This window comes from Solitalea agri, assembly GCF_023914155.1.
GTDB classification, from domain to species: Bacteria; Bacteroidota; Bacteroidia; order Sphingobacteriales; family Sphingobacteriaceae; genus Solitalea; species Solitalea agri.
The window spans coordinates 57,816-76,536 of the sequence record NZ_JAMWYS010000028.1 but is presented as its reverse complement, the minus strand read 5'-3'; the positions used below and the strand labels follow the sequence as shown (position 1 = coordinate 76,536).

At 38.7% G+C, this 18,721-nt stretch carries 22 protein-coding genes and 3 tRNA genes; 14 read left to right on the top strand and 11 right to left on the bottom strand.

Annotated elements, in window-relative coordinates:
• Nucleotides 1–28: 28 nt before the first annotated feature.
• From NF867_RS07955 to NF867_RS18470, 9 genes are all read left to right on the top strand, one after another.
• Nucleotides 29–592 carry a Crp/Fnr family transcriptional regulator gene (locus NF867_RS07955; RefSeq protein ID WP_252587282.1) on the top strand — a complete coding sequence of 188 codons (564 nt, stop codon included), beginning with the start codon at nucleotides 29–31 and terminating at the stop codon, nucleotides 590–592.
• A gap of 69 nt (nucleotides 593–661) precedes the next feature.
• On the top strand, nucleotides 662–991 hold the full coding sequence (locus tag NF867_RS07950) for a DMT family transporter (RefSeq protein WP_252587281.1): 330 nt from the start codon (nucleotides 662–664) through the stop codon (nucleotides 989–991).
• A gap of 166 nt (nucleotides 992–1,157) precedes the next feature.
• A tRNA-Asp gene (locus NF867_RS07945) sits at nucleotides 1,158–1,231 on the top strand.
• A gap of 64 nt (nucleotides 1,232–1,295) precedes the next feature.
• Nucleotides 1,296–1,369 (top strand) — tRNA-Asp (locus NF867_RS07940).
• Between the two features lie 68 nt (nucleotides 1,370–1,437).
• Nucleotides 1,438–1,511: transfer RNA gene (locus tag NF867_RS07935), tRNA-Asp, on the top strand.
• Nucleotides 1,512–1,546: 35 nt separating this feature from the next.
• Nucleotides 1,547–1,840, top strand: a complete 294-nt coding sequence (locus tag NF867_RS18480) for a GIY-YIG nuclease family protein (protein ID WP_380724770.1) — start codon at nucleotides 1,547–1,549, stop codon at nucleotides 1,838–1,840.
• 72 nt (nucleotides 1,841–1,912) lie between these two features.
• Entirely contained in the window at nucleotides 1,913–2,179 is a 267-nt protein-coding gene (locus tag NF867_RS18475; protein WP_380724768.1) for a GIY-YIG nuclease family protein, read from the top strand.
• Between the two features lie 94 nt (nucleotides 2,180–2,273).
• A complete protein-coding gene (locus NF867_RS07930) occupies nucleotides 2,274–2,528 on the top strand; it encodes a GIY-YIG nuclease family protein (protein WP_252587280.1) in 255 nt (84 codons plus the stop codon).
• 113 nt (nucleotides 2,529–2,641) lie between these two features.
• Complete coding sequence (locus NF867_RS18470) at nucleotides 2,642–2,908, top strand: GIY-YIG nuclease family protein (RefSeq protein ID WP_380724766.1); 267 nt, start codon at nucleotides 2,642–2,644, stop codon at nucleotides 2,906–2,908.
• A 319-nt stretch (nucleotides 2,909–3,227) separates the two neighbouring features.
• Here NF867_RS18470 and prfA read toward each other — a convergent pair whose 3' ends face one another.
• Both prfA and NF867_RS07920 read right to left on the bottom strand, forming a co-directional pair.
• Nucleotides 3,228–4,301 carry a peptide chain release factor 1 gene (gene prfA / locus NF867_RS07925; RefSeq protein ID WP_252587279.1) on the bottom strand — a complete coding sequence of 358 codons (1,074 nt, stop codon included), beginning with the start codon at nucleotides 4,299–4,301 and terminating at the stop codon, nucleotides 3,228–3,230.
• An 85-nt stretch (nucleotides 4,302–4,386) separates the two neighbouring features.
• The gene (locus NF867_RS07920) at nucleotides 4,387–5,145 is read right to left on the bottom strand and encodes a UDP-2,3-diacylglucosamine diphosphatase (protein WP_252587278.1); all 759 of its coding nucleotides are present in this window, start codon (nucleotides 5,143–5,145) and stop codon (nucleotides 4,387–4,389) included.
• 121 nt (nucleotides 5,146–5,266) lie between these two features.
• On the opposite strand from NF867_RS07920, the gene NF867_RS07915 reads away from it, so the two are divergent.
• Entirely contained in the window at nucleotides 5,267–7,381 is a 2,115-nt protein-coding gene (locus NF867_RS07915; protein ID WP_252587277.1) for a prolyl oligopeptidase family serine peptidase, read from the top strand.
• 89 nt (nucleotides 7,382–7,470) lie between these two features.
• Here the strand turns inward: NF867_RS07915 and NF867_RS07910 are convergent, their stop codons facing one another.
• Entirely contained in the window at nucleotides 7,471–10,194 is a 2,724-nt protein-coding gene (locus tag NF867_RS07910) for a TonB-dependent receptor plug domain-containing protein (protein ID WP_252587276.1), read from the bottom strand.
• 228 nt (nucleotides 10,195–10,422) lie between these two features.
• Complete coding sequence (dcd, locus tag NF867_RS07905; protein ID WP_252587275.1) at nucleotides 10,423–10,959, bottom strand: dCTP deaminase; 537 nt, start codon at nucleotides 10,957–10,959, stop codon at nucleotides 10,423–10,425.
• A 147-nt stretch (nucleotides 10,960–11,106) separates the two neighbouring features.
• Here dcd and NF867_RS07900 point away from each other — a divergent pair, with 147 nt between their 5' ends.
• From NF867_RS07900 to NF867_RS07885, 4 genes are read left to right on the top strand one after another with little or no spacing between them, the layout of a single operon-like run.
• Complete coding sequence (locus NF867_RS07900; protein WP_252587274.1) at nucleotides 11,107–11,754, top strand: 4'-phosphopantetheinyl transferase family protein; 648 nt, start codon at nucleotides 11,107–11,109, stop codon at nucleotides 11,752–11,754.
• A 24-nt stretch (nucleotides 11,755–11,778) separates the two neighbouring features.
• Nucleotides 11,779–12,591, top strand: a complete 813-nt coding sequence (locus NF867_RS07895) for a carbohydrate-binding family 9-like protein (protein ID WP_252587273.1) — start codon at nucleotides 11,779–11,781, stop codon at nucleotides 12,589–12,591.
• Complete coding sequence (locus tag NF867_RS07890; protein WP_252587272.1) at nucleotides 12,584–13,138, top strand: DinB family protein; 555 nt, start codon at nucleotides 12,584–12,586, stop codon at nucleotides 13,136–13,138. Before NF867_RS07895 ends, NF867_RS07890 begins: the two co-directional genes overlap by 8 nt.
• The gene (locus tag NF867_RS07885) at nucleotides 13,139–13,972 is read left to right on the top strand and encodes an alpha/beta hydrolase family protein (protein WP_252587271.1); all 834 of its coding nucleotides are present in this window, start codon (nucleotides 13,139–13,141) and stop codon (nucleotides 13,970–13,972) included.
• Here the strand turns inward: NF867_RS07885 and NF867_RS07880 are convergent.
• The 7 genes from NF867_RS07880 to NF867_RS07850 all read right to left on the bottom strand — a co-directional run bounded on the left by NF867_RS07880 (nucleotide 13,947) and on the right by NF867_RS07850 (nucleotide 18,623).
• Nucleotides 13,947–14,357 carry a hypothetical protein gene (locus NF867_RS07880; RefSeq protein WP_252587270.1) on the bottom strand — a complete coding sequence of 137 codons (411 nt, stop codon included), beginning with the start codon at nucleotides 14,355–14,357 and terminating at the stop codon, nucleotides 13,947–13,949. The genes NF867_RS07885 and NF867_RS07880 overlap by 26 nt on opposite strands.
• Complete coding sequence (locus NF867_RS07875; RefSeq protein WP_252587269.1) at nucleotides 14,347–14,850, bottom strand: SRPBCC family protein; 504 nt, start codon at nucleotides 14,848–14,850, stop codon at nucleotides 14,347–14,349. Before NF867_RS07875 ends, NF867_RS07880 begins: the two co-directional genes overlap by 11 nt.
• 7 nt (nucleotides 14,851–14,857) lie before the next feature.
• Nucleotides 14,858–15,709: a Rossmann-fold NAD(P)-binding domain-containing protein gene (locus NF867_RS07870; protein WP_252587268.1), complete on the bottom strand. Its 852-nt coding sequence runs from the start codon at nucleotides 15,707–15,709 to the stop codon at nucleotides 14,858–14,860.
• Between the two features lies 1 nt (nucleotide 15,710).
• Complete coding sequence (locus tag NF867_RS07865; RefSeq protein WP_252587267.1) at nucleotides 15,711–16,391, bottom strand: DUF2071 domain-containing protein; 681 nt, start codon at nucleotides 16,389–16,391, stop codon at nucleotides 15,711–15,713.
• Nucleotides 16,392–16,395: 4 nt separating this feature from the next.
• Nucleotides 16,396–17,244, bottom strand: coding sequence for a DCC1-like thiol-disulfide oxidoreductase family protein (locus NF867_RS07860; RefSeq protein WP_252587266.1), 849 nt, complete (start codon nucleotides 17,242–17,244; stop codon nucleotides 16,396–16,398).
• A 64-nt stretch (nucleotides 17,245–17,308) separates the two neighbouring features.
• The gene (locus NF867_RS07855) at nucleotides 17,309–17,815 is read right to left on the bottom strand and encodes a GbsR/MarR family transcriptional regulator (RefSeq protein ID WP_252587265.1); all 507 of its coding nucleotides are present in this window, start codon (nucleotides 17,813–17,815) and stop codon (nucleotides 17,309–17,311) included.
• Nucleotides 17,816–17,921: 106 nt separating this feature from the next.
• Complete coding sequence (locus NF867_RS07850; RefSeq protein ID WP_252587264.1) at nucleotides 17,922–18,623, bottom strand: DsbA family oxidoreductase; 702 nt, start codon at nucleotides 18,621–18,623, stop codon at nucleotides 17,922–17,924.
• Nucleotides 18,624–18,721 lie beyond the last annotated feature (98 nt).

Here is an 18,721-nt window from a genome sequence, read left to right as displayed (position 1 = left end):
ACTGTCGTTTACATATTGAAAAATAAAGGTGAAACTAGAAGATATCCTTAGATCCATTTATGATTTACGCGATGCCTCGTTAAACAAACTTATTGAAAGAATTTCGCCTGCCCGGTTTCCAAAAGGCCATCGATTATTTAACACTGGAAAAATCGAAACAGACCTGTATTTCATTTCAAAAGGAATGGCAAGAGCTTTTCTAAATACGGAAGCCCATGAGATAACATTTTGGTTTGGCAAAGAAGGGGACACGGTGCTTTCGTATAACAGTTATATCCATAACAAGCCAGGATATGAAACCATTGAGTTATTAGAGGATTCGGAATTATACAGACTAAAAACCGTTGATCTGATGGAGCTGTATAATGAAGATATACATATCAGTAATTGGGGCAGAAAACTTGCGGAATATGAATTGGTTAAAACGGAAGAACGATTAATTTCACGACAGTTTAAGACGGCAATTGAACGCTATAAGGAGCTAATTGAACGTCAACCGGAACTAATACAAAGGGTACAGTTAGGGTATATCGCTTCTTACTTAGGTGTTTCCCAGGTTACTTTAAGTCGAATACGGGCCGAGATAAAATGACTTTTTATCATTTGTAAAAAGAATTGAAGCTTTCAGTTGTGATCTTTGCCGTTCTAAAACTGAAACGAAATGAATTGGGTTATTTTAATTATTGCAGGGTTATTTGAAGTTGGATTCGCGTCATGCCTTGGAAAAGCCAAAGTATCCACAGGAAATACAGCGATCGCCTGGTATACAGGTTTCTTTATTTGCCTGACCATTAGCATGATCTTGCTGGTGAAAGCTACGCAAACCTTACCTATTGGAACCGCCTACGCCGTGTGGACGGGTGTTGGAGCAGTTGGAACCGTACTTATGGGTATAATTTTCTTTAACGAACCTGCTGATTTCTGGCGCTTGTTTTTCATTACCACCTTAATTGCGTCCATTATTGGATTAAAGGCAATGTCCGCACATTAATTAGTATCCCACTAAAGCATTAATCAATTATTGTAAATCTTAATGAGCTTAACCTGTGTTTAAAGTTAAAAAACTTAATCGTTTAGAGCCGATTACTCCTTTTTTGATTTTTTTCTTGTAGTTTAAAACAAAGACTCTATATTTGCAGTCCCAAAATAAGGGGATTGGATCGGTAGTTCAGCTGGTTAGAATGCCGCCCTGTCACGGCGGAGGTCGCGGGTTCGAGTCCCGTCCGGTCCGCAGCTAAAAAGAAGCAGACGCTTCAATTCAGAAACAAACGGTTTCTGAATCAATTAAAAATCTTGGATCGGTAGTTCAGCTGGTTAGAATGCCGCCCTGTCACGGCGGAGGTCGCGGGTTCGAGTCCCGTCCGGTCCGCAGCTAAAAACGAAGCAGAGGCTTCAAATTCAGAAACAAACGGTTTCTGAAACAAATTAAAAATTCTTGGATCGGTAGTTCAGCTGGTTAGAATGCCGCCCTGTCACGGCGGAGGTCGCGGGTTCGAGTCCCGTCCGGTCCGCAAAAAGCTTCACAAATGTGAGGCTTTTTTTGTTTATGCCTTTTTACATCTACATTTTAAAAAGCCGAAAAGATGGATCTTTCTATAAAGGGTTCACTGAAGATTATTGCAAACGATTAGAGGAACATAACCTCGGGCTATCACAATTCACTTCGACAAAAACTCCATGGGAATTAATTTATGTTGAAGAGCATGCCAATAAACAATCAGCATTGATCCGGGAACGAAAGCTCAAAAAATGTAAAAAGGAATACTTCGAATGGCTTTGTAAACAGCCCACAAATATTTTGATCAAGGTTAGAGTGCCGCCCTGTCACGGTCTCGGCTGAGCCGAGACGGGTTCGAGTCCTCCCGGCTCAGCCGGGACAAAAAGCTTCACAAATGTGAGGCTTTTTTTGTTTATGCCTTTTTACATCTACATTTTAAAAAGCCGAAAAGATGGATCTTTCTATAAAGGGTTCACTGAAGATTATTGCAAACGATTAGAGGAACATAACCTCGGCCTATCACAATTCACTTCGACAAAAACTCCATGGGAATTAATTTATGTTGAAGAGCATGCCAATAAACAATCAGCATTGATCCGGGAACGAAAGCTCAAAAAATGTAAAAAGGAATACTTCGAATGGCTTTGTAAACAGCCCACAAATATTTTGATCAAGGGTTAGAATGCCGCCCTGTCACGGTCTCGGCTGAGCCGAGACGGGTTCGAGTCCCGTCCGGTCCGCAAAAAGCTTCACAAACGTGAGGCTTTTTTTGTTTATGCCTTTTTACATCTACATTTTAAAAAGCCGAAAAGATGGATCTTTCTATAAAGGGTTCACTGAAGATTATTGCAAACGATTAGAGGAACATAACCTCGGCCTATCACAATACACTTCGGCAAAAACTCCCTGGGAATTAATTTATGTTGAAGAGCATGCCAATAAACAATCAGCATTGATCCGGGAACGAAAGCTCAAAAATGTAAAAAGGAATACTTCGAATGGCTTTGTAAACAGCCCACAAATATTTTGATTAAGGGTTAGAATGCCTTACTGCCACGGTCTCGGCTGAGCCGAGACGGGTTCGAGTCCTCCCGGCTCAGCCGGTCCGCAAAAAGCTTCACAAATGTGAGGCTTTTTTTGTTTATGCCTTTTTACATCTGCATTTTAAAAAGCCGAAAAGATGGATCTTTCTATAAAGGGTTCACTGAAGATTATTGCAAACGATTAGAGGAACATAACCTCGGCCTATCACAATTCACTTCGACAAAAACTCCATGGGAATTAATTTATGTTGAAGAGCATGCCAATAAACAATCAGCATTGATCCGGGAACGAAAGCTCAAAAAATGTAAAAAGGAATACTTCGAATGGCTTTGTAAACAGCCCACAAATATTTTGATTAAGGGTTAGAATGCCTTACTGCCACGGTCTCGGCTGAGCCGAGACGGGTTCGAGTCCTCCCGGCTGAGCCGGTCCGCAAAAAGCTTCACAAATGTGAGGCTTTTTTTGTTTATGCCTTTTCTAAAAAAAGTGATTGCTAATTATAAACTATTCCTAGGTGCTACCCATAAGTCAAATAGATTTTTTGAATTATCTTTAAAAGAAGCTATTAACTATTCTATTTGCCTTTCTGAATCTTATGGAACATTAAGAAATACGATTACTTAATGACCCCAAGCCACAAAAAAACCGGCCATAAGCCGGTTCTTAATAATTTATGTAAAAAACCTTATACGGTTGTTCCTTCTTTCATACGCTCTGCGTTTTCCGCTAATTGCAGCGCATCAATAATATCCTGAATATCTCCATCCATCACTGCCGAAAGATTGTGGGAAGTTAATCCAATTCTATGTTCGGTAATACGGCTTTGCGGGAAGTTATAAGTACGGATCTTAGCTGAACGGTCTCCGGTAGAAACCATGGTTTTACGTTTCTTGGCAGTTTCTTCCAAATGTTTCTGCAACTCCATCTCATAAATACGTGAACGAAGTACACCTAATGCCTTTTCGAAGTTCTTGATCTGCGATTTCTCATCCTGACACTGAGCTACAACACCTGTAGGAATGTGTGTTAAACGAACAGCCGAATAAGTTGTGTTTACCGATTGACCACCCGGACCAGAAGCACAGAACAAATCTTTACGAATATCATTCATGTTGATCTGAACATCAAACTCGTCAGCTTCAGGAAGAACTACCACTGATGCTGCTGAAGTGTGAACACGTCCTTGAGTTTCAGTTGAAGGTACACGTTGTACGCGGTGAACACCCGATTCGTATTTCAACTGACCATACACATCTTCACCACTAACATTAATCACGATCTCTTTATAACCCCCGGCAGTTCCTGCAGTTTCATCCACCAATTCGGTTCTCCACCCTTTGGCTTCGCAAAAACGCATATACATACGATACAAATCGCCTGCAAATAAACTTGCTTCATCACCTCCGGCACCACCACGAATCTCAAGAATAGCATTCTTGGCGTCTTCCGGATCTTTAGGAATCAGCATCACACGAATTTCTTCCTCCAGCTCGTCTCTCTGTGGAAGTAATTCATCCAAATCCAGCTTAGCCATCTCTCTCATCTCTGCATCCTTTTCAGTGGCTAACATTTCCTTATTGGCTTCTATATTGCTGACTACTTTTTTATAGATCTCAGCTTTTTCCACCACCTTGGTTAATTCTTTATATTCTTTGTTAAGCGCAGCAAAGCGTTTCATATCGCTCATTGCTTCTGGGCTCGACAATTGTTGTTCTACATCTTGCCAACGTTGCTTGATGGCATCCAGTTTATCAATCATATTCTTAAATCCTTAGGGATTATTTTAGGGCTGCAAAATTAAGCTTTTATACTTAAACAGCGAAATGTATCTGATGTTTAGATGGTTAAAGATTTTCCTTTTCGAAATACTTAAGCTCCACATTTTCACCGTCAAACACAGCATACGAGTTAAAGTGAATCCATTCGCCAATGTTTATGTATCGGCTTGATGCTGAAAGCTTAATATCTAAAGGCAAATGACGATGGCCATAAATAAAGTAATCGAAATGCTCTTTTTGCAACATTTCCTTTGAATAAATCGCGAGCCATTCATTCTCCTCTCCTAAAAACTCTTCTTTTTTATCATTAGCAATACGACTACCACGGCTCCATTTATCGGCAATACCAATTCCTAAATTTGGGTGCAGGCGCGCAAATAACCATTGGCAAACACTGCTTCTGAAAAACTTCTTCAGCATTTTATAAAACGAATCGCCAGGGCCAAGTCCGTCGCCGTGATGAACAAACAGCCTTTTGCCGTTCTGCTCTATAATTTTTTCATTAGAAATAACGGTGGCGCCCAGTTCCTTTTCGAAATAATTAAACATCCACATATCATGGTTACCCTTGAAAAACGTGAGTTTAATCCCGCTATCAGCCAACTCGGCCAGCTTCCCTAGTAGGCGTATATAGCCTTTTGGAACCACCGTCTTGTATTCAAACCAGAAATCAAAAATGTCACCTAACAGGTAAATTTCAGCAGCATCGTTTTTAATAAAATCAAGCCAACGAACCACACGGTCTTCGCGTTCCCTGCTTTTCTCATAAGTAGGAACGCCCAGGTGAAAATCGGATGCGAAATAGATCTTTTTCTTTTCTTGCAATGGATTATTTTTTTGCAAAGGTAAAAAAACATAACACAAGCCTAAATTCATTGCTTAGCAAGTACTACCTAAGTTTTGAAGGAAAGTTCTATTTTTAATCCGCTAATCAAAACTCTTTTTCATGAAAAAACATTATCTATTACTGATGGCATTAATAGCAGGTATTTCTGCCAATGCCCAACAAAAAAATATGATCAAATATCCCGACACTAAAAAAGACAACACAACAGACAATTATTTCGGAACCACCATTGCTGATCCTTACCGCTGGTTAGAAAACGACACTGCTGCTGATGTTAAGGAATGGGTGAAAGCCGAAAATCAGGTTACACAAGGCTATCTTTCTCAAATCCCTTACCGTGATAAGATCAAACAGCGATTAACTGAACTGTGGAACTATCCGAAATACTCGGCACCTTTTAAAAAAGGGGATAACTACTTTTTCTATAAAAACGATGGCTTACAAAATCAGGCTGTTTTATACTATCAGAAAGGGCTTACCGGAACTCCAAAAGTTTTCCTCGATCCGAATAAGCTTTCTGCAGATGGAACCGTTGCATTAAATAACATCAATTTTTCTAAAGACAATAAATATGCTGCCATCGGGACCACTGCATCAGGATCGGATTGGGTGGAAATAAAAGTAATTGATGTAGCTACTCAACAGCCTACCGGCGATGTGATCAAATGGGTAAAGTTTTCGGGAGCAAACTGGTGTAAAGATGGATTTTATTATAGTCGCTACGACGAACCTGTTGCTGGCAAAGAGTTTTCGAACCAGAACCAGTTTCAAAAAATTTACTATCATAAAATGGGCACACCACAATCGGCCGATGAACTGATTTATCAGGACAAGGATCATCCGCTGCGTTACTTTGGTGCAGGAGTTACAGAAGATGAGCGCTTTTTAATTGTAGTTTCTTCGGAAGGAACCCATGGAACCGAGGTTTATTGGAAAGATTTAACAAAAGGCGGTGACTTCAAATTACTATTTAAAGGTTTTGAATTCGATTATGATGTTATTGATAATGATGGCGACCGTTTGCTTGTATTAACGAATAACAATGCATCGAATTTCCGTGTTATTTCTGTTGACCCTAATAATCCTGATCAGGCCAACTGGAAAGAAATCATTCCACAGTCTAAAGATTTATTGAACGGAGCTTCAACCGGAGGAGGTAAACTATTCACCTCTTATCTTAAAGATGCCAGCACCCGCTTATATGAGCACGAATTAAATGGAAAACTAGTTCGTGAAATTAAACTGGAGGGCATTGGAACAGCGTCTTTGCCATCTGGCAAAAAAGAGGATAACGAGTTTTTCTATACATTCAGCAGCTTTACCAATCCGGGAACTATTTATCGCTATGAGATTGGCTCAGGTAAATCAACCGTATTCCGTAAAACAGAGATCAACTTTAACACTGCCGATTACGAAACCAAGCAGGTGTTTTATACCAGCAAAGATGGCACTAAAGTGCCAATGTTCATTGTGCATAAAAAAGGCTTGAAACTGGATGGAAGCAATCCAACTTATTTATATGCTTACGGCGGGTTTAACATCAGTTTAACTCCTTCGTTCAGTGTTTCGAGATTAATCTTACTGGAAAATGGCGGTGTATTCGCATTGGCTAATCTTCGAGGTGGGGGCGAATATGGAGAAGACTGGCATAAAGGCGGCATGATGGAAAAAAAGCAAAACGTGTTTGATGATTATATAGCAGCCGGCGAATACTTGATTAAAGAAAAATATACATCATCTTCTCGCCTGGCAATTGCCGGTGGCTCTAACGGAGGTTTACTGGTTGGTGCTTGCGAGGTTCAGCGTCCTGATTTGTTCAAAGTTGCCTTTCCGGCGGTAGGAGTACTCGATATGCTTCGTTACCATAAATTTACCATCGGCTGGGGCTGGGCTGTTGAATATGGTTCAAGTGATAAAAAAGAACAATTTGATTATTTGATCAAGTATTCACCATTACATACTATCAAACCAGGTATCAATTATCCGGCAACCATGATCATTACTGCCGATCATGACGACCGTGTAGTTCCGGCACACTCGTTTAAATTTGCAGCCACTTTACAAGAAAAGCATTCAGGTGACAACCCAATTTTAATCCGAATTGAATCAAAAGCTGGGCATGGAGCAGGAAAACCTACTTCAAAAATAATTGAGGAGGCTACTGACCAATGGTCATTCATGTTCTGGAATATGGGTTTCACACCAAAATATTAACCACTTCAGTTAATTAAACTATTGAAAATAAAAGAAGAGCGACTCAGTAAGTCGCTCTTCCATTTTAAGCCATAATTTATTATACGTAATTAAGGATTCTTTGAAACTACTTTCATTGAATGAGTACCACGACCAATGTCACCATTGTTGGCAACACCTTCAATAATGGTGGAATAAGTGGTTGTATTATCGGCTGTAAAAAATGAAACCTTAGCCATCCCGTCGGCATTTGTTCTAACCATTCCGTTCCAATAAATGGTTGTTCTAAAGTCAGGAACACTTGCTTTGTTCTCTTGGTCGTACTTAGGAACATAAAATGCTTTAGCAACATGATAACCTATCGGATAAAAGCTTAATAATCCTTTTTTGTAATAAGCACCACTTAAAAATTTACCTCTTTTTGTGTAAACCGCGATTACACCATTAGCTCCTCTTGAGCCATAAATTGCTGCACTCGGACCTTTTAAGAAATCAATGGATGCCACATCATTCGGATTTATCATTGAAAGCCAGCCAACGTCTGTTTCGGTGCCATCAAGCACAACAAGTGGACTTGTACTTCCGAAAATAGTGCTCGGACCACGAATTAATACATCATTACCAATAACCTGAACGCCGGCCACGCGACCTCTTATTGCATCCAAAAGATTACCCGAACTGAGGGCAGATGATTTGGCAATATCATCGGCAGTAAGCACAGCATCAGCATGAGAATATAATTTCATAACCGATGGCTCACTGGTTCTCAATCTTGTACTTCTTACCACCACCTCGCTTAACAACACAGTTTTATATCCATACTTAGCTCTTTCATATTCAAATGGCTTCCTGTTCGATTTAATGTACTGTGCCAATTGAACATTCACATTTTCAGGAACAACCAAATGATTAAGCGGGGCAGGATGAAAAGAGTCTTCAACTTCAATATCGACTGCTTTGCCACCTTTTTCATTGCGTGCCTGAAGAATAAACCGGGTACTATCTGCGAATTCTAAACCCGTGATTAAGAATTTGCCTTTTTCATCAGTTTTTGAAACTTCAAAAATCTCTTTGTTTTTAGCACTAAAGAAGGTAATCGCGCCATTTTTAATTGCCGTATTATCCGACATTGAGGTCACTTTCCCTGCTACTGACATTCCAACTTCTATCGGATGGTTGGTTTCGGGAGTTTTCCCAGCAATTATATCATTCCATTCAAACCTTCTCCAGCCCTGAGTTAACATTAATAAATCTAAATTGGCATCAGCATCGGTATTCTTTGAATCAAAGTAATATCCGGGTTGCTCAATGGTTCCTTTTAAATCTGATGTAAGCAATAAATTGGAAAGTATGTTGTTGGAGTGCGGATCGATTGTTACAGACTGATCATCCGTAACAGCAATTGAAAAGTCGCCCTCAACAGGATTTCCGTATTTGTCTTTAACCGCTACAGACATGTCAACTTTATCTCGCTGACCGTACACTTGCTTATCGCTGATTACTTCAATATTCAGTCCGTCATTTTTATTAATAAATACCAATCGTTCCACTAACGGAGTTCCATCAATTGTAAACACAGTAATTTGTGCAACCCCGCTAGGAAAATTATCCTTAGGGATAGCAATTTGATAGGCCTTATCTTCTAGTTTTTCACTAGCTGTATAATAAATTACACCATGCGACTGCCCAATTACCACCACTTCTTTACTGGTCTGCTGAAAAGCTTTTGAAGCTATTAGCATTCCCTGAATCCGATCTTTGGTTTGTGTACGCAGATTTAACACAATGCCATCAGAAACAGCTCCGGGCAGGGCAACTGTTTGTTCTGTTCCTCCACGATTTTTGAAGTGAGCGGTGTATTTCTTGCCGGGTTCGGGAATCAGGGCTAGCTTACCCATTCCCAAATATTTTGTATTGAAATCAGTTATGTTATTATTATTCTGATCGGTAATATATCCTTGTATATCTACACCTTTTCCATGAACATCAACGGCCTTAAATGCAACAATATTGGGGATTGTTTCCACCAGGTAGCCACCTTCAGGAAAGAACTGAAGATCAATATCCGAAGAGAAATATGGCAGATAGAATGATTTTACAAATGGCAGTCCATCATAGTTAATTGAGGTAATAATCCGTTTGTGAGCGTAGTTGGCATTGTTAATATTCTCCACCGGTATCTTGATTTCTCCTTGTTCAGTGGTTTCGGCTTTGCCTTTAGTGCCGCTTCTGCCTACCATAATCACCTCATAACTTACATTCTTGCTTTTAATCGGCTGGCCTTTCTCATCCTGAAACTTAATTACCGCCATTACTTCGTCATTTTTTTGCGCTTTATCGTACTCGTAGTCAATAGAACTATAAACATTGGTAAGCCTCGAGTTTCCGATCTTTAACTCCTTGGTGAAAAAATAGTCCTCATCGAAATTTCTCATCCAATTGGTATACGCCCTTAAACGGTAAGTACCTTCAGGCATTGAATCTGTCAATCCAATGGTTCCATTGTATTCACCATGGTCTTTCTTTAGCATCAGCTGCTTAACAATCTGTTCATCCCCATTTAAAATATCGATATAAACCAATTTACTTAACTGGGAAGGAGTGTGATCGTTCGCGTTTACCACATAGGCTTTAAAAAATATATTGTCCCCTGCCGCGTAATAAGGCTTATCAAACTGAACATATACCTTTTCTTGGGGGACTTTAAGGTAAAGCTCTTCAAGATTCTTTGAGATTTTTTTTATTAAAGGGCTTCCATCACTCGGAAAGCGTGCTGATAAGGCTATGGCAGCCAAACCTATAATGGTAACGATAGCGAAGAGAGACTTTTTCATAGTCGCAAGATTAGATTAGGAATAAACTATGCAAAAAAAAGCGCGTACTGAAAGGTCTTTAGTTTCAGATTGGGTTAATAGCAACCCTTAGTTAAATCACTTAAATATAATTTACGAAAAAGGAGAAGAGAAAGAGAAAGGTAAGTGTAAAAAAAACAATATAAAGACTTTGCTGTCAAAGTTTTATAAGTTTAGTAAAGAAACAAAGTAGCTTTTAGCGAATTCTCACTAAAAGCTATTTTTCCACATCATAGACTCTACAGGTTTTGCTGTTCTGCCTGTATATTTAGCATTTTGTTTATGATTATAAAGGTTTTCTACTTCACCTTCAACCACAAAATAAATTAGCTGGCCAATTGGCATACCTGCATAAATACGAACCGGCTGCGCACATGAAATTTCAAGCGTCCAGGTGTTACAAAAACCAACATCGCCTTTTCCTGCTGTTGCGTGAATATCGATACCCAAACGACCCGTGCTTGATTTACCTTCTAAAAAAGGCACGTGTGCATGCGTTTCGGTATATTCTTCCGTTACCCCAAGATATAGTGTATTAGGCTGAAGTAAAAAACCCTCCTCCGGAATTTCGAAATGCACCACTTCGTTATGCTTGCGCGCATCAAGTTCGCGATCTTTATAAGTGGCCAAATACTTCCCAAGATGCACATCGTAAGAATTTGTGCCTAAATATTTTCGATCATATGGTTCAATTACTATTGTTCCTTTTTCAATCTCTTGCAAAATAAGTTTATCGGAAAGAATCATCTATGTTAATTTAAGGACCAAAAATATAATTTTTATAAGTCGTTTTATGAGCGATCTTTGAGCTCAGTTTACTGTTATTTTAGCTGCTAGCTAAGTAAACTATATTAACTAGTAATAACAAGATACTCATTACATAAATCTACAGTAATGGCCATTGTGCTCCATAAAATTATTGATACTGATACCGAATACGCCGTTTGGAAAATTGAAGAACCGGCCGAGTTACTTTATTCAAAACTTCAATTAGATCAATCAGAAAAAGAGGTTTATGAAAGTTTAAGCAAGGGTAAACGAGAATTGCATTGGCTCAGCAGTCGCGTTCTTCTAAGAAGTTTAATCAATACACCCGATTTTATAAAAACGGCGCTTGACGAACATCACAAGCCTTACCTGGTTAACCTGCCTCACCATTTTTCATTGAGCCATTCTTTTGATTATGCCGCTGTAATGATTAGCAAAAGCAAAAAAGTGGGCATTGATATTGAGTTGATTAAGGACAAAATTCTGAGAATTGAAGATAAGTTTCTGAGCAAAAATGAGCAGGCCTTTATTAATCCAGAACAAAGAACGAAACATTTATATGCCTGTTGGGCTGGCAAAGAAGCATTATATAAATTGTTTGGAAAAAAATCAGTAAGTCTGCAGGAACATATCCGATTAAAGCCTTTCGACTATAAGCCTAAAGGGCAAATGCAGGCAAATATACTTGAGCAAAACTGCCCGGTTGATTTTACAATTCACTATCAGGAATTTGAAGATTATATGATCGCTTTTGCAAGTTCTGAGTATATTTAAGCATCAATTATTTAGATTTTATCGATGTTTCCCTATAATTCCCTTGTTCTTACAATTTGCCTGTTTTGTTCCTTCTGCGCCTCCTCTCATACTTCGTCAGCACAAACCCAGACTCCGGCTAAATCATCCTATTTCAATTGCAAAAAGACAAATAGTGCAATTACAGTTGACGGAAAAGCCGATGAATCTGCTTGGGAAAATGCAGATTGGAGCGATTATTTCACCGACATAGAAGGGAAAAATAAACCAGCTCCATTTTATACCACACGATTTAAAATGCTTTGGAGTGACCAAGGACTCTATATTTATGCTCAGCTTGAAGAACCTCAGCTTCAGGCTTCATTAACCAAACATGATGCTATCATTTTTCACGATAATGATTTTGAAGTTTTTATAGATCCTGGAAATGATGGCTTAAATTATTATGAAATTGAGGTTAATGCATTAAATACCGTTTGGGATTTGAAGCTTGATAAGGCCTATAGCAAGGGAGGCCGACCTGACAATAACTGGACTGCAGCCGGGTTAGAAACTGCCGTTGCGTTAATGGGTAGCTTAAACAATCCAACAGATGTGGATAATGGCTGGTCAGTAGAAATGTTTATCCCTTGGAATTCATTTAAGGAAAACCAGGCTCCGCAGTTGGGTGAATCATGGAAGATGAACTTCTCCAGAGTACAGTGGCGTTTTGATACTGTAGATGGGAGCTATTTAAAACGTAAAGATCCAAAAACCGGGCATTCATTACCCGAATACAATTGGGTTTGGAGCCCAATGGGTGTAGTCAATATGCATATTCCTGAAAAATGGGGAGCTATAAAATTTGTCAATGAATAATTCAACATCAACTATTACCATTCTTACTCGGAATGAAATTATAGAAGCATTACAGGTAAACCATCAAAAGTTTATTGAGACTTTACACGGTTTAGATGATTATGCTTTCATGCTTTCAGTAAACGAAAAATGGACTGCAGGGCAACAGCTGGATCATATTTTAATATCTGTTTCAGCGGTTACCCCGGCTTTTCTGCTTCCGAAGTTTTTGCTTAGATTATTATTCGGAAAGCCTGATCGCACTTCGCGTCCCTATCCCGAATTGGTTAATCGATACCAGTTAAAACTTTCAAATGGAGCTAAGGCACCTTCTAAATTCATTCCTAAAGCAGTGCCTCTGGCCGAAAAAGTACGTTTGATAAATAGTTTAATATCAGCATTAGATAAACTAGAAAAGGGGATCAACAGTTATGATGAGGACCAACTGGATTCATACTTACTACCTCATCCGATATTGGGAAAACTAACTTTGCGAGAAATGCTCTACTTTACGATTTATCATGTGGAGCATCATCATAGCAAAATGCTTATCTCAACCTTAAAATAAATGAAAGAACTTTCGCTCTTAATTCATTCATCGGGTAAACAAATGGCAACTAATATCCATTTTGTTAGCAGCCAGCAGCCAAAACCCATTTTAATCTTTTCACACGGATTTAAGGGTTTTAAAGATTGGGGAAATTTTCCTCAATTAGCTAAACGATTTGCTAACGAAGGATTTTTTGTTGTAGCCTTCAATTACTCTCATAACGGCACTACTCCTGATAAGCAAACCGATTTTGTGGACTTAGACGCTTTTGGAAACAACAATTATTCTATCCAGTTAGATGATTTAGGAGCTATAATCGATTTTATACTTAACGAAAACACTTTTGCAGATGAGATTGACAGCGGCCAATTGTATCTCTGGGGACACAGTATGGGAGGAGGGATCTCCCTTCTTAAAGCTGCAGAAGATGCACGCGTTAAAAAGGTATTGGCCTGGGCTTCTGTTGGCGATTTTGAAAAAAGAGTAACTGCATTTAATGAAGAACATTGGCGTAAGGAAGGGGTTGAATATATCTTAAATGCCCGCACCAAACAACAGCTGCCTCAGTACTATCAACTCTATACTGATTTCTACGCTAACCGACATCGACTTGATTTATTGGCAAACGCTCAGCAAGTCAATGTTCCGGTTCAATTTATCCATGGCAGCAACGATGAGGCAGTCAGTCTTTCAGAAGTTGAGTTGCTCCAAAACAGAATGCCTGCGAGTGACCTCAAAATTATTGAGGGGGCCAATCATACCTTTGGCGGTAAGCATCCCTGGACTGACAAGCAATTACCAGAACATACTAAAGAAGCAATAGAAATTAGTTTGAGATTTTTGAAGAGCTAATACTATTCTTTCTTACCCAAATCAGATATGCTATAAAAAAAGGAATCCAAAAGAGGTCATTGAACACATTGATCCACATGCTGCGTAACGGAATATCTCCTAAATAAACGTGGTAGAACCACCCAATCGGACCAAGAACTTTTCCTAATAACCCAATAAAAACGAGTTGTGGATATTTCAGCGGTTCTCTAGAGACCACCCAATAACCGTAGCCATATACTCCAACGAACATACCGATGCCGCTCATTAAAAAAGGGTAGTTTAAAGGAGGAATCTCGAGCAGTTCAAACAATAGATCTGGGAATAGAATGACTATAACTCCCCAGGCAATATTATAGATAGCTGCACATGCAAATAATTGGCGATAAAATTTTTCAGTGTTCATAGTAAACCTTGTTTTGTTCATACTTCAAAATACTTTTCCATTGACCGCCTTCAGCAATCAGTTTAATAAGGGCGTTTCGGTTCTCGAGCAATTGCTTTAAATAATCATAAAGAATAAGGCTGTTGAATACTTTACCGAAGACCCCAAAAGGAGATTCAAACTCAAAAACATCGGTCATAACAGTATGTCCATTTTCAGTTATGAACCAGTGTTCGTGATTAATCCGTTTGAAAACCCCTTTGGTCATTTCGTCTCTAAAGAAAATTGGATACGTAAATCCGGTGATTTTTGAGGTTAGTTGTTGTTTAATACCGAAGTGTTTTGCTTGCCAGGTAACGCTTTCTCCCCATTCAAGTAGCCCGGAGGTTCTTCCTGCAATGGCCTTTTCATTGGTATGCCTCATCGATAATTGGTGCAGATCAATACTTCGGGCCAGATTAAAACAGATTTGAATTGGAGCTTTTATTTCGGTGCTGAGATGTATAATTGGCATTTTAATTTTAGTTTAACTCTGTTTCCCAGAAATTTAAAGTAGAACTCAACGGTTTGTTCAGTAGTTCCTGAATACCTGTTGGATTTGCAAGGTTATCCGTAAATAGCAATTGATACTCTTGTTTATTAATGAGCTTCGGAAAAACCCTTGCAATGATTCCGTTAACCAATCCATCAAAAACCAGTTTAGGAACCTCAACCATTCTGATCTTATTCTTAAGAGCAATGCTGATCAATGTGTTAAACGCTATTCGATCAGGTCCAACGGCATCCACTAATTGTGGTAATTCTTTAATCGCACACAACTGTTTCACCAGCTCAGCCAGATCCGAAGGAATAATTGGCTGTATTAGGTGTTCTTTGAATCCACGAGGCAGAACTAATAGCCCATTAGTTACTCGTGCTATGGCTTGAAGTATTTTTAACTTTCGGACCAAGGTGGTAAGATGTGTACAAACAATTGACGGACGCACTATCACCGTGTTATCCAACTGAATTAAGTAATCGTCAGCGAGTCCTTTGGTTCTGAAGAATTCAATAGTATGATTCGTTGAAGCGCCCAAGGCAGAAAGTTGAATAATTCTGGGGTTTCCAATCAGCTCTCTATTCTTAATAATGATATTGATTAGGTCGTAATGTATCCTTAGAAAAGAACTCGACCGTTTTTCTTCAATTTGCCCGATGCAATTGATCAACACATCACATTTCCCGAGCTTCTCCCAATCATCCGTAAATGGATCAAATTGATAAAGGACATCTGTCCCTCTTCTCGCCGTACCCATTACATCAAAATCCACCTTCAACTTTTCAAAAATTAAGCTGCCAATTTGCCCGCTTGCTCCAAGTATTACAATTTTCATATCAGATTGATTTAGGTGGAAGCCATTGATAATAAATCGTCTCAAAAACTCTGAAAGCGCCAATAAACTTTGCCGACTTAAAAAAGTTGGTTGAAAAAGACGAACATTCCACTTGTTGAATAGGCCATTTCTCGCGTTGAATTTGAGTAACCCTAACATTGTTATCAAGTGTTGAATAGGCTCGATCAATTGCTCCAATCATTTTTCTTAATTCTTGATTCTCAAAAAAAGTGCTTTCACATAGCTTATTGCTCAATGTATACTCAACTTTATGTTTACCATTATTAACCTTAACTGTGTCTCCATTCTCCATTATTCTAGCATTTTCTAAACGATATTCGGTTAATGCTTTTCCTCCGATAACCATTATTGGATTATTAGTAAAAGCCTTGCAGAAAAAGATGCCCTTGTTACTTCCCGCATTAAGGTGTTCATCTTCCACCAATAAGCGGAAAGCAATGTGCCGATAAGAAAACGTGCAAAACTTTGGTGCGAAAGCAGGTCGCATATTCTTAAGCTTTACATCAACCATTGATATCATTGCTCTTCCATCAAAATCACGGATCCTAATCTGATGGGGAACAAGCTCCTTTACTTCATCTATATCAACCGTGAAGTTTATCAAACGGATGTCGTGCAATTCTCCATGGTACTTGATCGGTATTCTTTTTAATATGTTCATGGTTTTAGTTATTAAAGTGGAAATAGTAAACCCAACACACAGCCGTAATCTGAAGCAAAATGAACCAGCTAACAGAAAGCCATTTAGGCAGTTGTAAGTAATTAATTCGATGGAGGTGCATTTTCAACATATACCAACTACTGAATAAAACACTTATTAAAGGCAGGTAATAAAGATTGACGCCTGCAATAAAATGAATCAGCATCCAGGGAACCAGTATCAATAAACCAACTACCATTATACTTGCCAGATGACCGATATAATCAATGGCTTTATCTCTTAAGCATATTGCTGCAAGGGCAATTTGAATAACCCAACCGGTTCCTGCCATCAGTAACATCTGCATAGCAGCTTGTCCATTCGAAAGGGCAGGGAAGAAGCCTTTTAGTGAAATGCCAAATATGCAAGTAAGAAAAACGGAGAGGCTGGTTGCTTGTAAAATGTAAGCGATTCGAAAACGGATTACTTTGTCCGGAAAACAATCGCATGCAAATTGGCTTTTAGGTGTTGCAATGATGTAACGATTGTAGGCCAGTGTTTGATAAAGAAAATTAAACAATCGATAAGCCTGTTTGAGCGATAGCAGCTTTTCAATTAGTTGATTTTGAGTTGAAAAGATGTAAGCTATCGCCTGACTTCCATAAATGGTATCACCATTCTGAACATCTATTAAAGCCATTGCATTTTTAAATCGATCCGAATCAATTTTCCTTATTAACTCATCGTTAAGAAGAGCAAACGCTACCACCCGTTCTTCTTCAATGCTGGTAAACTGCAGCAACTTGTCTTTTAGTCCTGTACATATTCTACAGTTGCTGTCATATACGATTATCTTATTTAAAAGTGTTTTCATTTTTATTTTATATTCAGAACTTTCAATATTTATTGAAATATATATTTAAAAAAAATAGCTCTCGCTATTTAAATAGTTTAAGAATTGCTCCAAAAAACCAGTTTTCTTCAGCTTTTATCATTGTTTCTAAGGTTTTGTCGGCATTGGTGGCCATACGTTTAATTCCGGAAATACCTTCAACAAATGCTTTCACATTTTTATCATTTCGATCACCTTTTACATTACTTAGCTGATCCAGCACTTTAAGAACCGGTTCCAACTCACGTTTCTTGCGCTCTTTAGCCACTTGAGTAGTTACCTTCCAAATATCCTTTTCGGCCCAAAAATATTCCTTGCGATCGCCCGATTTATGCACCTTTTCAACTAAACCCCAATCGATCAAATCACGAACATTCATATTCGCGTTTCCCCGGGAAATATTTAACTCCTGCATAATATCTTCTGTACTTAACGGATCAGGGGAGATCATTAACAAAGCATGAACTTGAGCCATTGTACGATTAATCCCCCATTTAGAGCCTAATGTGCCCCATGCTTGTATAAATTGTTCTTTACCTTCAACTAAGTTCATGATCCAAATGTAAAATAATTTTCTAAACTTTCAAATATTATTGAAAGTTTAGAAAATAATTATTGTAAAAAAGCCCGAACCAAGTCGGGCTGTATATTAACTAGTATTATACTTCACAATTCCCATCCGGAGAGCACATTCCTGCTCCATTATCATTAACAACTTCAAGAGGATGTTCTTCGCTCCAGGCTTTATTCAGTGTATCGGTAAAAACCTCCAAAGGCTGAGCACCCGAAATTCCGTATTTACGATTTATCACAAAAAAAGGAACGCCCCGAACACCGATATGATTTGCTTCCTGCTCATCAACCCTGACATCATAGCCAAACTCATCAGAACTTAACATATTCTTAATTTCTTCAGAATTAAGCCCAATTTCAGCTCCTAACTCAACCAATGTTTGGTGATCCGCAACGTCTCTTCCTTCTGTAAAGTAAGCTTTTAATAAGCGCTCCTTAGCTGCATCTTGCAAGCCCTGTTTATCAGCAAGGTGAATTAAACGATGTGCATCAAATGTATTGGCAGGCACGTTCTTACTGAAATCAAATGATAAGCCTTCCTCACCCGCTAAAGCAGCAACTTGCTCGCTCATTTGAATTGCCCATTCGCGGTCTCTTCCATATTTCTCAGCTAAAATGTCATGGATATCTTTCCCCTGTTCGTATTTAGCATTGGGGTCGAGCTCAAAACTATGCCATACAATTTCAACATGTTCTTTATTCGGAAACTGCTCCAATGCATTCTCCAAGCGCCTTTTTCCTATATAACAAAAAGGACAAGCTATATCCGACCAGATCTCTACCTTCATATCTTATTATTTTACTTATTGTTTAGACAATTATAATACCATCGCCAATTTGACAGATTTATTGTTTAAACACATAATTTTATATAAAGTTTTAAAAC